General features: G+C 75.1%; 14 protein-coding genes. 8 read left to right on the top strand and 6 right to left on the bottom strand.

Going from position 1 to position 12,565, the window contains the following annotated elements:
* Positions 1-14: 14 nt before the first annotated feature.
* The 3 genes from ACFUVW_RS14770 to ACFUVW_RS14760 form a co-directional block, all read right to left on the bottom strand.
* On the bottom strand, positions 15-752 hold the full coding sequence (locus tag ACFUVW_RS14770) for a lytic polysaccharide monooxygenase (protein ID WP_430572083.1): 738 nt from the start codon (positions 750-752) through the stop codon (positions 15-17).
* A 155-nt stretch (positions 753-907) separates the two neighbouring features.
* Positions 908-1,678: a phosphotransferase gene (locus ACFUVW_RS14765; protein WP_430572082.1), complete on the bottom strand. Its 771-nt coding sequence runs from the start codon at positions 1,676-1,678 to the stop codon at positions 908-910.
* Between the two features lie 33 nt (positions 1,679-1,711).
* Complete coding sequence (locus ACFUVW_RS14760; RefSeq protein WP_430572081.1) at positions 1,712-2,701, bottom strand: DMT family transporter; 990 nt, start codon at positions 2,699-2,701, stop codon at positions 1,712-1,714.
* 39 nt (positions 2,702-2,740) lie between these two features.
* Between ACFUVW_RS14760 and ACFUVW_RS14755 the strand changes: the two genes are divergently transcribed.
* Positions 2,741-3,274 (top strand): CGNR zinc finger domain-containing protein, encoded by a 534-nt coding sequence (locus ACFUVW_RS14755; RefSeq protein WP_430572080.1) that lies wholly within the window; start codon positions 2,741-2,743, stop codon positions 3,272-3,274.
* A gap of 149 nt (positions 3,275-3,423) precedes the next feature.
* Positions 3,424-3,876 carry a peptidoglycan-binding protein gene (locus ACFUVW_RS14750; protein ID WP_430572079.1) on the top strand — a complete coding sequence of 151 codons (453 nt, stop codon included), beginning with the start codon at positions 3,424-3,426 and terminating at the stop codon, positions 3,874-3,876.
* A 3-nt stretch (positions 3,877-3,879) separates the two neighbouring features.
* On the opposite strand, the gene ACFUVW_RS14745 is transcribed toward ACFUVW_RS14750, so the two are convergent.
* On the bottom strand, positions 3,880-4,821 hold the full coding sequence (locus tag ACFUVW_RS14745) for a 3-methyladenine DNA glycosylase (RefSeq protein ID WP_430572078.1): 942 nt from the start codon (positions 4,819-4,821) through the stop codon (positions 3,880-3,882).
* A gap of 55 nt (positions 4,822-4,876) precedes the next feature.
* Between ACFUVW_RS14745 and ACFUVW_RS14740 the strand changes: the two genes are divergently transcribed.
* Together ACFUVW_RS14740 and ACFUVW_RS14735 are read left to right on the top strand one after the other, a co-directional pair.
* Positions 4,877-5,734 (top strand): PhzF family phenazine biosynthesis protein, encoded by an 858-nt coding sequence (locus ACFUVW_RS14740; protein WP_430572077.1) that lies wholly within the window; start codon positions 4,877-4,879, stop codon positions 5,732-5,734.
* 32 nt (positions 5,735-5,766) lie between these two features.
* Positions 5,767-6,804 carry a saccharopine dehydrogenase family protein gene (locus ACFUVW_RS14735; protein ID WP_430572076.1) on the top strand — a complete coding sequence of 346 codons (1,038 nt, stop codon included), beginning with the start codon at positions 5,767-5,769 and terminating at the stop codon, positions 6,802-6,804.
* Here ACFUVW_RS14735 and ACFUVW_RS14730 read toward each other — a convergent pair.
* The gene (locus ACFUVW_RS14730; RefSeq protein WP_430572075.1) at positions 6,764-7,951 is read right to left on the bottom strand and encodes a heparan-alpha-glucosaminide N-acetyltransferase domain-containing protein; all 1,188 of its coding nucleotides are present in this window, start codon (positions 7,949-7,951) and stop codon (positions 6,764-6,766) included. The two genes, ACFUVW_RS14735 and ACFUVW_RS14730, sit on opposite strands and share 41 nt — an antisense overlap.
* Positions 7,952-8,042: 91 nt before the next feature.
* Here ACFUVW_RS14730 and ACFUVW_RS14725 point away from each other — a divergent pair, with 91 nt between their 5' ends.
* Genes ACFUVW_RS14725 through ACFUVW_RS14715 form a run of 3 tightly spaced genes read left to right on the top strand, consistent with a single transcriptional unit; the run spans position 8,043 to position 10,382 of the window.
* Positions 8,043-8,954: a methyltransferase domain-containing protein gene (locus ACFUVW_RS14725; protein ID WP_430572074.1), complete on the top strand. Its 912-nt coding sequence runs from the start codon at positions 8,043-8,045 to the stop codon at positions 8,952-8,954.
* 46 nt (positions 8,955-9,000) lie between these two features.
* Positions 9,001-9,783 carry a fumarylacetoacetate hydrolase family protein gene (locus ACFUVW_RS14720; RefSeq protein WP_430572073.1) on the top strand — a complete coding sequence of 261 codons (783 nt, stop codon included), beginning with the start codon at positions 9,001-9,003 and terminating at the stop codon, positions 9,781-9,783.
* 2 nt (positions 9,784-9,785) lie between these two features.
* Entirely contained in the window at positions 9,786-10,382 is a 597-nt protein-coding gene (locus ACFUVW_RS14715; protein WP_430572072.1) for an NUDIX hydrolase, read from the top strand.
* Here the strand turns inward: ACFUVW_RS14715 and ACFUVW_RS14710 are convergent.
* On the bottom strand, positions 10,355-11,074 hold the full coding sequence (locus tag ACFUVW_RS14710) for a flavin reductase family protein (protein ID WP_430572071.1): 720 nt from the start codon (positions 11,072-11,074) through the stop codon (positions 10,355-10,357). The genes ACFUVW_RS14715 and ACFUVW_RS14710 overlap by 28 nt on opposite strands.
* A 103-nt stretch (positions 11,075-11,177) precedes the next feature.
* On the opposite strand from ACFUVW_RS14710, the gene gltX reads away from it, so the two are divergent.
* A partial coding sequence (gene gltX, locus ACFUVW_RS14705; protein WP_430572070.1) for a glutamate--tRNA ligase occupies positions 11,178-12,565 on the top strand: 1,388 nt, incomplete at its 3' end.

Here is a 12,565-nt window from a genome sequence, read left to right as displayed (position 1 = left end):
GGACGTGGCGGGTGTCAGCAGGCGCCGAGGTCGGTCCAGACCGCCCACTCGCCGGCCGAGGACGACGGGGTGTCGCCCTGGGTCCACCACTTGGCCTGGTACGCGCGGCCCTCGTAGGAGACCTTCGTGCCGCCCGTGTAGGCGGACGACGGGTTCCAGGCCGCGTCCTCGCACTCGCCCGGCTCGACCGGCGGGTCGCTCGGGTCTACCGGCGGGTCGGTCGGCTCGACGGAGCCGTCCGAGTCGACCGTCACGTCGACGCAGGCGTAGAACGCGTTGACGGTGTCGGCGACGTTCCAGCGGGCGAGGATGGTGTGGTCGCCGGCCGGCAGGTTCTCCAGCGTGTGGCTCACGACGGCCTCGGGCCGCGCGCCCTTGTCGTCGAACGTGCGGTGCAGCACGCCGTCGACGAAGTACTCCCACGTCGAGGTGGAGTGGCGCGCGGTGATCTGCCACTTCATCGTCACGCTGGAGCCGATCGTGGTGCGGGGCCACGGCTTCGACTCGTCGTCGAGGATGGCGAAGCCGCTGCCGCCGGAGCACTGCATCGAGCCCTTGGGGGCCTCGACGCTCTGCGGCTCGTACTTGATGCCGCCGCAGTCGAAGGACAGGGTGCCGCTGGCGCACAGGTCCTGGCGGCTCGGCGGGTTGGTCACCCAGCCGTGGGCGGACGCCGCCGGCGCCGCGGCGAGCGGCGCGAGGAGAGCGGCCACGCCGACGGCCGCGGCGAGGAGGGTGGAACGAAGACGCATCGTTGCTTCTCCTGTGTTCGTACGGAATGTTCGTTCGGGAACCGGACAAATTCGACGCTACGGCGTCGGTCCCGTCCGCACATCAGGGGAACCGCGTCATCTGACCGTGATCTGCACGGTCGCCGGTACGGGGTTCCCCGTACCGGCCGGGTGGGTCAGCCGAGGTCCCACAGGCGCCGGTAGAAGGCGATGCGCTCGGCGTCGGGCGCGATGCCGTAGCCGTCGAAGAAGGCGGGCTCGTGGCCGTCACCGTAGTTCCACTCCAGGCTGTAGCTCGCCACCGCGAGGTCGGCCCAGCGGTCGGCGACGCCGAGCGCGTCGAGGTCGACGTGCGCGGTCCAGCGCCCGCCGTCGTCCAGCAGGGTGTTGGGGGCGCACGGGTCGCCGTGGCACACGACGAGCCGGTCGACGGCGGGCACGTCGCCCACGCGGGCGCGGGCGTCGGGGGAGAGGCGAGCGACCCGGTCGTCCACGCCCCACGAGAACGGGCAGTCGTCCACCGGGAGGGCGTCGTGCATCGCCCGCAGGCCGGCGCCGATCGCGCGCGCCGCCGTGTCCGGGTGGGCCAGCCAGCGCGGGTCGACGGCCGACCGGCCCGGGATGCCCGCGGTGAGCAGCCAGGCGCCGTCGTCGTCGGTGCCGCGGTCGAGCACCCGCGGCACCGGGGTGAAGCGTCCCGCCCAGGCGAGCCGCTCGGCCTCGGCGTCGAGGTCCAGCTCGGGCGTGCCGGCGGGGACCCACTTGACGTACCGGTCGCCGGTGGCGATCCCGACCGGCGTCGTCTCGCCGGGTGCCGAGAGGCGGAACGTGAGGCCGCCGAGCTCGTTGCGCCACACGGGCGTGACGTCGTCGCCGGCGGCGAGCAGGCGCACCTGCGCGGGGACGACGACGGGCTCGGACGGGGTGGCGGCGAGGACGCGGGACATGCGGTGATCCTCCCAGCCGGCGCCCGCCGCGACCTACGGCATTCCGGCCGGGTCGGTCGTCGCCTTGATCGTCGGCGGCGTGCGGCGGGTCGCGGCCTCGCCCTGCTGCACGACGACCACCCCCGCCAGCACCAGCAGCCCGCCGACGAGCTGGACGGGGCGGGGCAGCTCGCCCAGGAACACCCACGCGAAGAAGACGGCGCTGACCACCTCGAGGAGGCCGACGAACGACGCGGGCCGCGCGCCGAGGCGCCGTCCGGCCCCGACGCCGGTGACGTAGGCGACGCCGGCGGTCACGACGCCGAGGGCGGCGAGCACCGCCCAGGCGGGCACGACGGCGTCGGCGAGCAGAACGGGGTCGGCGGACGCGGTCAGCGGCATGACGCCGACGGCGCCGAGCAGCCCGAGCAGGGCGGCGCCGACGACGAGCCCGCCCGCCGCGAGGCTCAGCGGCGGCAGCCCGGTGTCCGTGCGGGCGTTGAGCAGGAAGTACGCGGAGACGCCCACCATCGCGCCGAGCGCCCACGCGACGCCGACGGGGTCGAGCCGGGCGCCGGCGAGGTCGAGCACGAGGACGAGGCCTGCGGCGGCGAGCGCGATGCCGGCGAGCGTCGTCCGGCCGGGGCGCTGCCCGTGCCGCAGCCACAGCCAGGCGACCACGGCGGCGGGGGAGGAGTACTCGATGAGCAGCGCGGGGCCGACCTGCATGTGCTGCACGGCGGCGAAGTAGCAGAACTGCGTCGCGGCGACGCCGAGCGCGCCGTAGCCGAGCAGCAGCCGCACGTTGCGGCGCACGGGGGACCAGTCGCCGCGCAGGGCGACGACGCCGAACGGCAGGACGACGAGCGCCCCGACCGCGACCCGCACCAGGACGACGGCGCCCGGGCTCCAGCCGGTGGCGAAGAGCCCGGCGGCGAGCGGGCCGGAGAGGCTGAACGTCACGGCGGAGACGACCGCGAGGGCGAGGCCCGTGCCGAGGCCGGCGCGCGTCGCCGTGGCGCTGTCATGCGTCATCTCTGCCATGGCTCATGACGCTACGGCCAGGTGGAGTAACGTGTCAACATGCCGTTCGCTCATGACACCGTGGCGGAGCTCCGGTCGGCCGTCGCCCTCGTGAACTCCGGCGAGCCGCCCGAGACGCTGGAGACGCCCGCCGACCTGGAGAGGTTCTTCCGCGAGCACGAGTACACGGGGCGTCGGGACGGCACCGCCGAGGAGCTCGCCCAGGTGCGCGCCCTGCGGCCGCGCCTGCGGGCCCTGCTGCTCGCCGACCGCGACGAGGCGGCGGGCCTGGTCAACGAGCTGCTCGCCGGCGTGCCGGTCCACCCGCGCCTCGTACGCCACTCGGGGGAGGACTGGCACGTCCACGCGACCGCCGACGACGCCCCGCTCGCCACGCGCATCGTCGTCGAGACCGCGATGGCGATGATCGACGTCATCCGCGACGACGAGCACTCCCGCCTCGCCGTCTGCGCCGACGCGGACTGCCAGGGGCTGGTGCTGGACCTGTCGCGCAACCGCTCGCGGCGGTACTGCTCCACCGCGTGCACCAACCGCAACGCCCAGGCCGCGCTCCGGGCGCGCCGGGCCGGCTGACACCGTCGACCTACGCCACCGCACGGCGCCGCCGGCCGACGGATCCGGCCGACGTATCTGGCCCAGCATGCCGCGCTCCCTTCCCGCGAGGGCGCCAGGCTTTCCCAGGGCGACGACCTGCCCGGCCCGGCCCCACGAAGGAGGCGGCGATGTCCGTCACGACGAGCAAGGCCCTCGACCCCTGGCCGGTCGTCCGTCCCGGCGACCGGTTCCACCCCGTCGGCACGCTGCAGCACCTGCTCAACGAGCACGGCCACGACCTCGAGGTGGACGAGAAGTTCGGCCCCCTCACCGAGGCCGCCGTGCGCGCCTCCCAGCGCGACTTCGGCCTCGAGGTCGACGGCGTCGTCGGGCCCAGGACCTGGGGCGCGATCGTCGTCACCGTACGCCTCGGCAGCCGCGGTCACGCCGTCCGCGGGGCGCAGTCCGAGCTCGACGTCCGGATCGACGTCGACCTCGTGGTCGACGGGGTCTTCGGGCCGAGGACGGAGAGCGCGGTGCGCGAGTTCCAGCGGGCGCTGTCCGCGTTCGGGGTCCTCGTGGACGGCGTCGTCGGGCCCGTGACCTGGCGCGCGCTGGTCAGCGGGATGGTCTCCGACTGACCGTCAGCCCTCGACGTCCGCCAGGAGACGGTCGCAGACGGCGACCAGGCGGGCGCGCAGCTCCTGGCCGCGCGCGGCGAACCCGCGCTGCCGGCGCACGTACTCTGCCTTGCCCTCCGGCGTCTCGATCGGCACGGCCTCGACGCCGTACGACGAGACGTCGTACGGCGCGGCCGCCATGTCGGTGTACCGGATGTCGCGGGCGAGCTCGAACGCGTCGAGCAGCAGGTCGCCCGGCGCGGCGGGGCCGAGCTTCAAGGCCCACTTGTACAGGTCCATCCCGGCGTGCAGGCAGGCGGGCTGCTCCATGGCCGGCTGGCGCTCGCGGGTGGGGCGCAGCTGGTTGCGGCCGGCGGCCTCGGGCGTGAAGAACCGGTAGGCGTCGAAGTGCGAGCAGCCGATGCGGTGCGACTCGACGACGGCGTCCGTGCCGTCGTGGCCGAGGCGCAGGGGCAGCGGATGGCGGTGGTCGCGCCCCGCCGCGCGGTCGCGGTACACCATCGCCCACTCGTGCAGGCCGAAGCAGCCGAACGTGCCCGGGCGGCCCGCGGTGGCCGACACGAGCGCGCGCACGTAGCGGACCGTGTCGCCGCGGTCGGCGACGAACGCGTCGACGTCGAGCGTCGCGCCCGTGCCGCGCGCACCGCCGTCGTTGCCCGGCAGCGCCACCTCGCGGTACCAGCGCCACCCGGCGTGCCCGGCGGCGTCCGCGAGGACCACGCCCGGGCCGGGGTGCCACCGGCGCAGGTGGCTCACGCGCGTCGGGTAGTACGTGAACAGGAAGTCCTCGATCGCGTGCTTCGCGCCGCGGTCGCGGGCCTCGCGCCACACCGACGTCAGCGCGTCCGCACGGGCGGCGTGCGCGGCGGCCCGTGGCTCCCAGTCGTCGCGCGGCACGACGACGTCGGCGGGGGCCGCCGGGTCGTGGAGGGTCGTCGCGTGCACCCCACCAGGGTACGAGCGCGGCGAGCACGCCCCTGCCGGGGCTAGCGTGTGACTCGTGCCGCACACCTACGACTTCCGCCAGGTCGACGTCTTCGCCACCGGCCCGCTCACCGGCAACCCGGTGGCCGTGGTGCACGACGCCGACGACCTCGACGACGCGCAGATGGCCGCCTTCGCGCGGTGGACCAACCTGTCCGAGACGACGTTCCTGCTCGCCCCGACCGACCCCGCCGCCGACTACCGCGTGCGGATCTGGACGCCCGGCGGCGAGCTGCCGTTCGCCGGGCACCCCACGCTCGGCACGGCGCACGCCTGGCTCGAGGCCGGCGGGGTGCCGCAGAGCGCGGTCGGCGAGGGCGATGTCGTGCAGGAGTGCGGGGTCGGCCTGGTCACGGTCCGCCGGGACGCGGGCGCCGGCCGGCTCGCGTTCGCGGCGCCGCCCCTGCGGCGGTCGGGAACCGTCGGCCCCGAGGACCTGGCGGCGATCGCGAAGGGCCTGCGCGTCAGCGTGGCCGACATCGTCGACGCCGCCTGGGTGGACAACGGGCCCGGCTGGGTCGCGGCCCGCCTGCGCGACGCCGCGGCCGTGCTCGCCGTCGAGCCGGACCTCGCCGCGTTCGGCGGCCTGAAGATCGGCGTCGTCGGCACCTACGAGCCGGGCGAGTCCGACGCCGCGGTCGAGGTGCGCGCGTTCGTGCCCGACATCGGCGTCCCCGAGGACCCGGTGACCGGGAGCCTCAACGCCGGGCTCGGGCAGTGGCTCGCGGGCGGCCTGCTGCCGCCCTCGTACGTCGCCTCGCAGGGCACGGCCCTCGGGCGCCGCGGCCGCGTGCACGTGCGCCGCGACGACGACGACACCGTGTGGGTCGGCGGCGCCGCGGTCACGACGATCCAGGGCTCCGTCACCCTCTGACACCCGGGGCGTGCGTGCGGCAGGATCGGCGCATGACGACACGCGGGGCAGTGCTGGTCTACGGAGCCGCCGGTCACACGGGCGCCTTCGTCGTCGACGAGCTGGTCCGGCGCGGACTGGCGCCCGTGCTCGCCGGCCGTAGCGCCGAGCGGCTCGCGGGGGTCGCGGCGCGGTACCCCGGGCTCGAGGTCCGGACGGCGAGGGCGGACGACCCCGCCGCGCTGCGCGCCGCCCTGGACGGCGTCGCGGTGGTGGTGAACTGCGCCGGCCCCTTCCTCGACACCGCGCGGCCGCTGGCGGGCGCGGCGGTGGCGGCCGGCGCGCACTACCTCGACGTCACCGCCGAGCAGCCCGCGGTGCGGCTGCTGTACGAGGAGCTCGACGCCCCTGCCCGCGCCGCCGGCGTTGCCGTCGTGCCCGCCATGGCGTTCTACGGCGGGCTCGCCGACCTGCTCGTCACCGCCGCCCTCCAGGGGGAGCGCGACGCGGACGCCGTCGAGGTCGCCGTCGGGCTGGACCACTGGTGGCCGACGGCCGGCACCCGCGTCACCGGGGAGCGGAACACCGCGACCCGCCTCGTCGTCCGCGGCGGCCGGCTCGTGCCGCTCGCCGACCCCGCGCCGACGGGCCGGTGGCCGTTCCCCGCGCCGCTGGGCGAGCAGCCCGTGGTCCAGCAGCCGTTCTCGGAGGTCCTCACCGTCACGCGACACCTCGCCGTCGGCGAGCTCACCTCGTACCTCACCTCCGGGCCTCTCGAGGAGCTCCGCGACGAGCGGACGCCGCCGCCCCCGACCGACGGGGAGCGGTCGTCCCAGCGGTTCGTCGTCGACGTCGCCGTGCGCCGCGGCGCGGTCACGCGCGGGCTGGCCGTGACGGGCCACGACATCTACGCCGTCTCCGCGCCGATCCTCGCGGAGGGCGTCGTCCGGCTCCTGGACGGACGGCACCGGGGCGCCGGCGCCCTCGGCCCGGCCGAGGCGTTCGACGCGACGGACGTGCTGGCGGCCCTGGAGGCGCACCCCCTGGGGCTCACGACCGTGCCGTCGGCGGCCCCACGGCGCGGTCGCTGACGGCGCCGACCAGACGTTCGAGGGGACCGCGGCCGAGCAGGAACCGCCACGCCGTCGCGGCGGCGAGGGTGACCAGCACCATCACGAGCAGCGGGCCGTTGGTGGTGGACCCGAGCAGGTCCCAGTGCCAGATGGCGACGATCTGCAGCGAGTAGACGGTCAGCGCCATCGACCCGACCGCGGCCAGCGGGGCCAGCGCCCACCGCCCGACCCGGCCGGCGTACAGGCACAGGCCCACGACCGCCGCCGCGAACCCGCCCGACGCGAGGACCTCGATCGTCGTGTCGTCGTGCGGGCCGTCGAGGAGCAGCCCCGCGGCGCCGGGCCACGGGGAGTCCCAGGGGAACGGGGCACCGTCGACGGACTGGCGCGCCATGACCTGCTCGGCCACGGCCTCCTCGCCGCCGGCCCGGCCGACGAGCACGCCGGACAGCACCGAGAACGCGGCCCAGGCGGCCAGCCCGCCCAGCAGGAGCCCGCGGCGCAGGCGCGGCGAGCGCAGGTCGCAGCGCCCGATCGCCATGCCCGCGAGGACGTACGCCATCCAGACGATCGCCGGGTAGTGCCCGGTGAGCACGAAGTCCGTGACGGCGCCGGAGCCGTCGCGGGGCAGGCGCAGCCCGGCCCGCGCGAGCGCCTCCGGCCCCCAGTACGCGAGCAGCGGCCCGACGAGCGCGACCACCGCGGCGAGGGCGAGGAGGCGCGGGGGCCGCCAGCGCAGGAAGGGCAGCGTGAGCGCGAAGTAGCAGGCGTAGAAGCCGAGGATGAGGGCGACGCGCGTGCCGAGGAGGTCCAGCAGCGCGACGACGACCAGCAGCAGCGCGGCACGGACGAGCAGGCGGAACCGGGCCCGCCGCAGCGGGTCGCCGTCGAGCGGGCGCGGCCCGCCCGAGACGATCGCGACCGACACGCCGGCCACCAGCGCGAACAGGATCGAGGAGTGCCCGTGCGACAGGTGGAGCAGCCACCAGGCGGGCCCGGCGTCCGGCGTCGTCACGCCGACGTGGGCGGTGAACATGCCCAGGACGGCGATCCCGCGGGCGACGTCGACGCCCGAAACGCGGCCCGGACCGCCGGCGAGACGGCGCAGGCCCGCGCGCACGCCGGCCCGAAGGCGGGAGGTCGGCGCGCCTGTGGCCGCGGTCATGGCGCGATGATGCCACCGCGCGGTGGTGCGCGTCGTCCCGGTGCGTGAGAACGCCGCGGCTTGCGGGCCGCGCGGTCACTACGGTAGGAGCATGAGTGACCTCAGCGCGGAGCCCGCACCCCAGGGCGACCCCGAACCCGCCGGTGCCGACCTCAACGACGCGATCGAGGCACCCAGCACCCACCACACGGTGCCCAGCAAGGAGTCCGAGTCGTACACGCACGGCCACCACGAGTCGGTGCTGCGCTCGCACCGCAGCCGCACGGCCCAGAACTCGGCCGGCTTCCTGCTGCCGCACCTGCGCGACGATATGTCGCTGCTCGACGTCGGCTGCGGCCCCGGCACGGTGACCGCCGACCTCGGCCGGATCCTCGCCGGCGGCGAGGTCGTGGGCGTGGACGCCAGCCCCAAGGTGCTCGAGGCGGCGCGCGAGCACGCCGCGGCCCTGGGCTACGCCAACGTCCGCTTCGAGCAGGCCAACGCCTACGAGCTGCCGTTCGACGACGACTCGTTCGACGTCGTGTACGCGCACCAGCTGCTGCAGCACCTGTCCGACCCGGTCGCCGCGCTGCGCGAGATGAAGCGCGTCGCGAAGCCGGGCGGGCTCGTCGCGGTGCGCGACGCCGACTACGCGGGCATGGCCTGGTACCCCGAGACGCCCGGTCTGACCGAGTGGAACGAGCTGTACCACGAGGTCACGCACGCGTACGGGTTCGAGCCCGACGCCGGCCGCCGCCTCATGTCGTGGGTGCAGGAGGCCGGGCTCGACGGCATCGTGCCCTCGGCGTCGTCGTGGTGCTACGCCACCCCCACCGACCGCCAGTGGTGGGGCGAGCTGTGGGCGGAGCGCTGCGTGGAGTCCAACTTCGCCGTGCAGGCCAAGGAGTCCGGCCTGGCCGACGACGTCGCGCTCGAGCAGATCGCGCAGGACTGGCAGGCGTGGGCCCAGGCGCCCGACGGCTGGTTCGCCATCCTGCACGGCGAGGTCCTCGCCCGCGCCTGACGGGCACCGGACCGTGCGGGGCACGCGCCCCGCGTAACCTGGGCGCGTGCGCATCGCGAGATTCACCACCGGAGACGACCCCCGCTTCGCCCTCGTCCAGCAGGAGGGCGACAAGACGTTCCTCGCCGTCCTCGGCGGCGACCCGCTCTACATGCCGGCCATGCCGACGGGGGAGCGGATCGAGCTGGGCGACGGCGTCCGGCTGCTCGCCCCGGTGATCCCGCGCTCCAAGGTGGTCGCCGTCGGCAAGAACTACGCCGACCACGCCAAGGAGATGGGCGGCGAGGTGCCGGCCACGCCGCTGCTGTTCTTCAAGCCGAACACCGCCGTCGTCGGCCCCGACGACCCGGTGGTGCTGCCCGAGTTCACGCGCGAGGTCAGCTACGAGGCCGAGCTCGCCGTCGTGATCTCCAAGGTCACCAAGGACGTGGAGCCGGAGAACGTGCGCTCGTACATCCTGGGCTACACGGTGGCCAACGACGTCACCGCCCGCGACGCGCAGCGCACCGACGGCCAGTGGGCCCGCGCCAAGGGCTTCGACACCTCGTGCCCGCTGGGCCCGTGGATCGACACCGACCTGGACCCCGAGGACGTCGCCGTGCGCTCCCGCGTCAACGGCGAGCTCAAGCAGGACGGGCGCACGGCGGACATGGTCTTCGACGTGCCGTTCCTCGTGTCGTACATCAGCAAGGCGATGACCCTGCTCCCCGGGGACGTCATCCTCACCGGCACGCCGGCCGGGGTGGGTCGCATCGACCACGGCGACCGCGTGGAGTGCGAGGTCGAGGGGATCGGCGTCCTCGCCAACCCCGTGTTCCGCCGCGACTGAGCGTGCGACCCGACGGCGCGGGCGCCGACGCCCGCGAGGTGCTGCGGCGCATGCCCGCGGCCGGCGACGGGCAGCGCGCGCTGCGCGACCGGTTCGTCGCGCACCTCGACGCCCACCCGGACGGCGTGCTGCGCACGTGCCGCCCGGACCACGTCACCGCGTCCACGGTGGTGCTGTCGGCAGACGCGTCGCGCGTGCTGCTGACCCTGCACGCCAAGGCGGGCCGGTGGTTCCAGCTCGGCGGGCACCTCGAGCCCGGCGACGCGACGCTGGCCGGGGCCGCGCGCCGCGAGGCCGTCGAGGAGTCCGGGCTGGAGGTCGACCTCGACCCGGTGCCCGTGCACCTGGACGAGCACGCCGTCCCGTTCTGCGGCCCCGACGGCGAGGCCCACCACCTCGACGTGCGCTTCGTCGCCGTCGCGCCCGACGGCGCCCGGCACGCCGTGAGCGACGAGTCGCTCGACGTGCGGTGGTGGCCCGTCGACGACCTGCCGAACCCGGACCTCGCCGCGCCCGTGGCGCTCGCCGTGGCGCGCGTGCGCGCCGGTGCCGTAGGGCGCGTGCGCGCCGGTCACGACGCCGTCCGCGCCTCGCGGTAGCGGTCCTCGTCGATGCCGGCCAGGCGGGACGGGTGCACCTCGGCGCCGAGGCCGTAGAACCGCTGGAAGCTCAGGACCAGCGGCCGCCACAGGTCGGGGTCGATCCGGTCGGGGTGCCCCGCCAGCCGGATCGCCGGGTCGACCCACACCCGCGTCACGTGCGCCTCGACGGCGAGCTGCCGCGCGGCCTCCGGGTCGTCGCCGGGGCGCGAGCCGAGCGGCCGGACCTCCCGGACCACGGCCTCCAGGTGCACCAGGCACTCGGCCACGCGCTGCGGGCGCACCGTCGCGGAGCTGAGCGGCGTCAGCCCCGCGGCGCCGAACTTGTCCGGCACGTGCACGTAGCCCGCGCGGGTCTTCCACGGCGAGACGTCGGGGCGGCCGGTCGTGAGGGCGAGGCGGTCCACGTGGGCCACGTTGGGCGGCGACGCGAGGTTCATCACGAGCTCCGGGCGCCGTCTCAGGTTCGCGGCTGTCTGGCTGCGGGCGCCGATGCCCAGCACGGCGCTGCGCCCCAGCCAGAACACGGACGACATGGGCATCAGGTTCGTCGTCCCGTCCTCGTTGGCCGTGCTGAGCAGCACCACGGGCGTGCCGAAGTACAGGATCGCGGGGTCCACCGTGACGTGCTGGCCGGTGTGCTGATCGGCACGCTCGCCGGAGTGCTCGCGGACGGACGGGGTCGTGGTCATGCCTCGACGCTAGGGCGGTCGACGCAGGAGGTCCGGCGGGAATCGGACGGGGCGTCCCGGGCACCGGGCCGCGGCCTGTCCACGGCGAACTACGCTGGACCCCGTGATCCCCGCAGCTGGCTCCTCCGCCGTCCGTGTCCGCTTCGCCCCGTCCCCGACGGGCATGTTCCACGTGGGCGGCGCCCGCTCGGCGCTGTTCAACTGGGCGGTGGCCAAGCAGCAGGGCGGCACGTTCGTGCTGCGCGTGGAGGACACCGACGCGGCGCGGAACAAGCCCGAGTGGGTGGACGGCATCCTGAACGCCCTCGCGGCTCTCGGCATGCACGCCGAGGACCCGACGTTCGAGGGCCCGTACTTCCAGTCGCAGAACGTCGACAAGCACCGCGAGGCCTCCGCCCGCCTGCACGAGGCGGGGCGCGCGTACTACTGCGACTGCACCCGCGACGACGTCGCCGCCCGCACCGGCAACGCGCACTCGGGCTACGACGGCTTCTGCCGCGACCGCGGCCTCGACTACGAGCCGGGCCGGGCGCTGCGCTTCCGCACCCCCGACGAGGGCGAGACCCAGGTGGTCGACCTCATCCGCGGCAACCCGTCCTTCCCGAACTCCGCGATGGAGGACTTCGTCGTCGCGCGCGGGGACGGCTCGCCCGTCTTCCTCCTGGCGAACGTCGTGGACGACCTCGACGAGGGCATCACGCACGTCATCCGCGGCGAGGAGCACCTGCCGAACACCCCCAAGCAGCAGCTGCTGTGGGAGGCGCTCGGCGCGCAGCCGCCCACGTGGGCGCACCTGCCCGTCATCGTCAACGAGAAGCGCCAGAAGCTCTCGAAGCGGCGCGACAAGGTGGCGCTCGAGGACTACCTCGCCGAGGGCTACCTGCCCGACGCGATGGTCAACTACCTCATGCTGCTCGGCTGGGCGCCGGGCAACGACGAGGAGATCCTGCCGTTCGACGAGCTGGTCGCGCGGTTCCGCATCGAGGACGTCAACAGCGCCTCGGCGTTCTTCGACGTCAAGAAGCTGCTGTCGTTCAACGGCGAGTACATCCGGATGCTGAGCGTCGAGGAGTTCGTCGCCGCCGTCGACCCGTGGCTGCACGCCCCGAGGGCGCCGTGGACCGAGGAACAGTACGACGCCGCCGCGTTCGCGAGGGTCGCCCCGCTCGCGCAGTCGCGCGTCGCGCTGCTCGCCGACATCACGGACAACGTCGACTTCCTCTTCCTCGACGAGCCCGTCGACGACGAGCGCTCCTGGGCCAAGGCCATGAAGGCCGGCGCGGCCGAGCTGCTCGTCGACGCCCGCGCGGCGCTCGCGGACCTCGGGACCTGGGAGGCGGAGCCGCTGAAGGACCTGGTCACGGCGGTGGGGGAGCGGCACGGCCTCAAGCTCGGCAAGGCGCAGGCCCCGGTGCGCGTCGCCGTCACCGGCCGCACCGTCGGCCTCCCGCTCTTCGAGTCGCTCGAGGTGCTCGGGCGCGAGCGCACGCT

Source organism: Isoptericola sp. NPDC057391, assembly GCF_042668085.1.
GTDB lineage: Bacteria > Actinomycetota > Actinomycetes > Actinomycetales > Cellulomonadaceae > Isoptericola.
Note: the sequence above shows the minus strand (reverse complement) of the source record. Positions and strands in the feature narration are given on the sequence as shown.

What these genes read in the sequence shown, in the direction of transcription:
- ACFUVW_RS14770 (WP_430572083.1), bottom strand. Translation starts at nt 752, where the DNA reads ATGCGTCTTCGTTCCACCCTCCTCGCCGCGGCCGTCGGCGTGGCCGCT.
- ACFUVW_RS14765 (WP_430572082.1), bottom strand. Translation starts at nt 1,678, where the DNA reads ATGTCCCGCGTCCTCGCCGCCACCCCGTCCGAGCCCGTCGTCGTCCCC.
- ACFUVW_RS14760 (WP_430572081.1), bottom strand. Translation starts at nt 2,701, where the DNA reads ATGGCAGAGATGACGCATGACAGCGCCACGGCGACGCGCGCCGGCCTC.
- ACFUVW_RS14755 (WP_430572080.1), top strand. Translation starts at nt 2,741, where the DNA reads ATGCCGTTCGCTCATGACACCGTGGCGGAGCTCCGGTCGGCCGTCGCC.
- ACFUVW_RS14750 (WP_430572079.1), top strand. Translation starts at nt 3,424, where the DNA reads ATGTCCGTCACGACGAGCAAGGCCCTCGACCCCTGGCCGGTCGTCCGT.
- ACFUVW_RS14735 (WP_430572076.1), top strand. Translation starts at nt 5,767, where the DNA reads ATGACGACACGCGGGGCAGTGCTGGTCTACGGAGCCGCCGGTCACACG.
- ACFUVW_RS14730 (WP_430572075.1), bottom strand. Translation starts at nt 7,951, where the DNA reads ATGACCGCGGCCACAGGCGCGCCGACCTCCCGCCTTCGGGCCGGCGTG.
- ACFUVW_RS14725 (WP_430572074.1), top strand. Translation starts at nt 8,043, where the DNA reads ATGAGTGACCTCAGCGCGGAGCCCGCACCCCAGGGCGACCCCGAACCC.
- ACFUVW_RS14710 (WP_430572071.1), bottom strand. Translation starts at nt 11,074, where the DNA reads ATGACCACGACCCCGTCCGTCCGCGAGCACTCCGGCGAGCGTGCCGAT.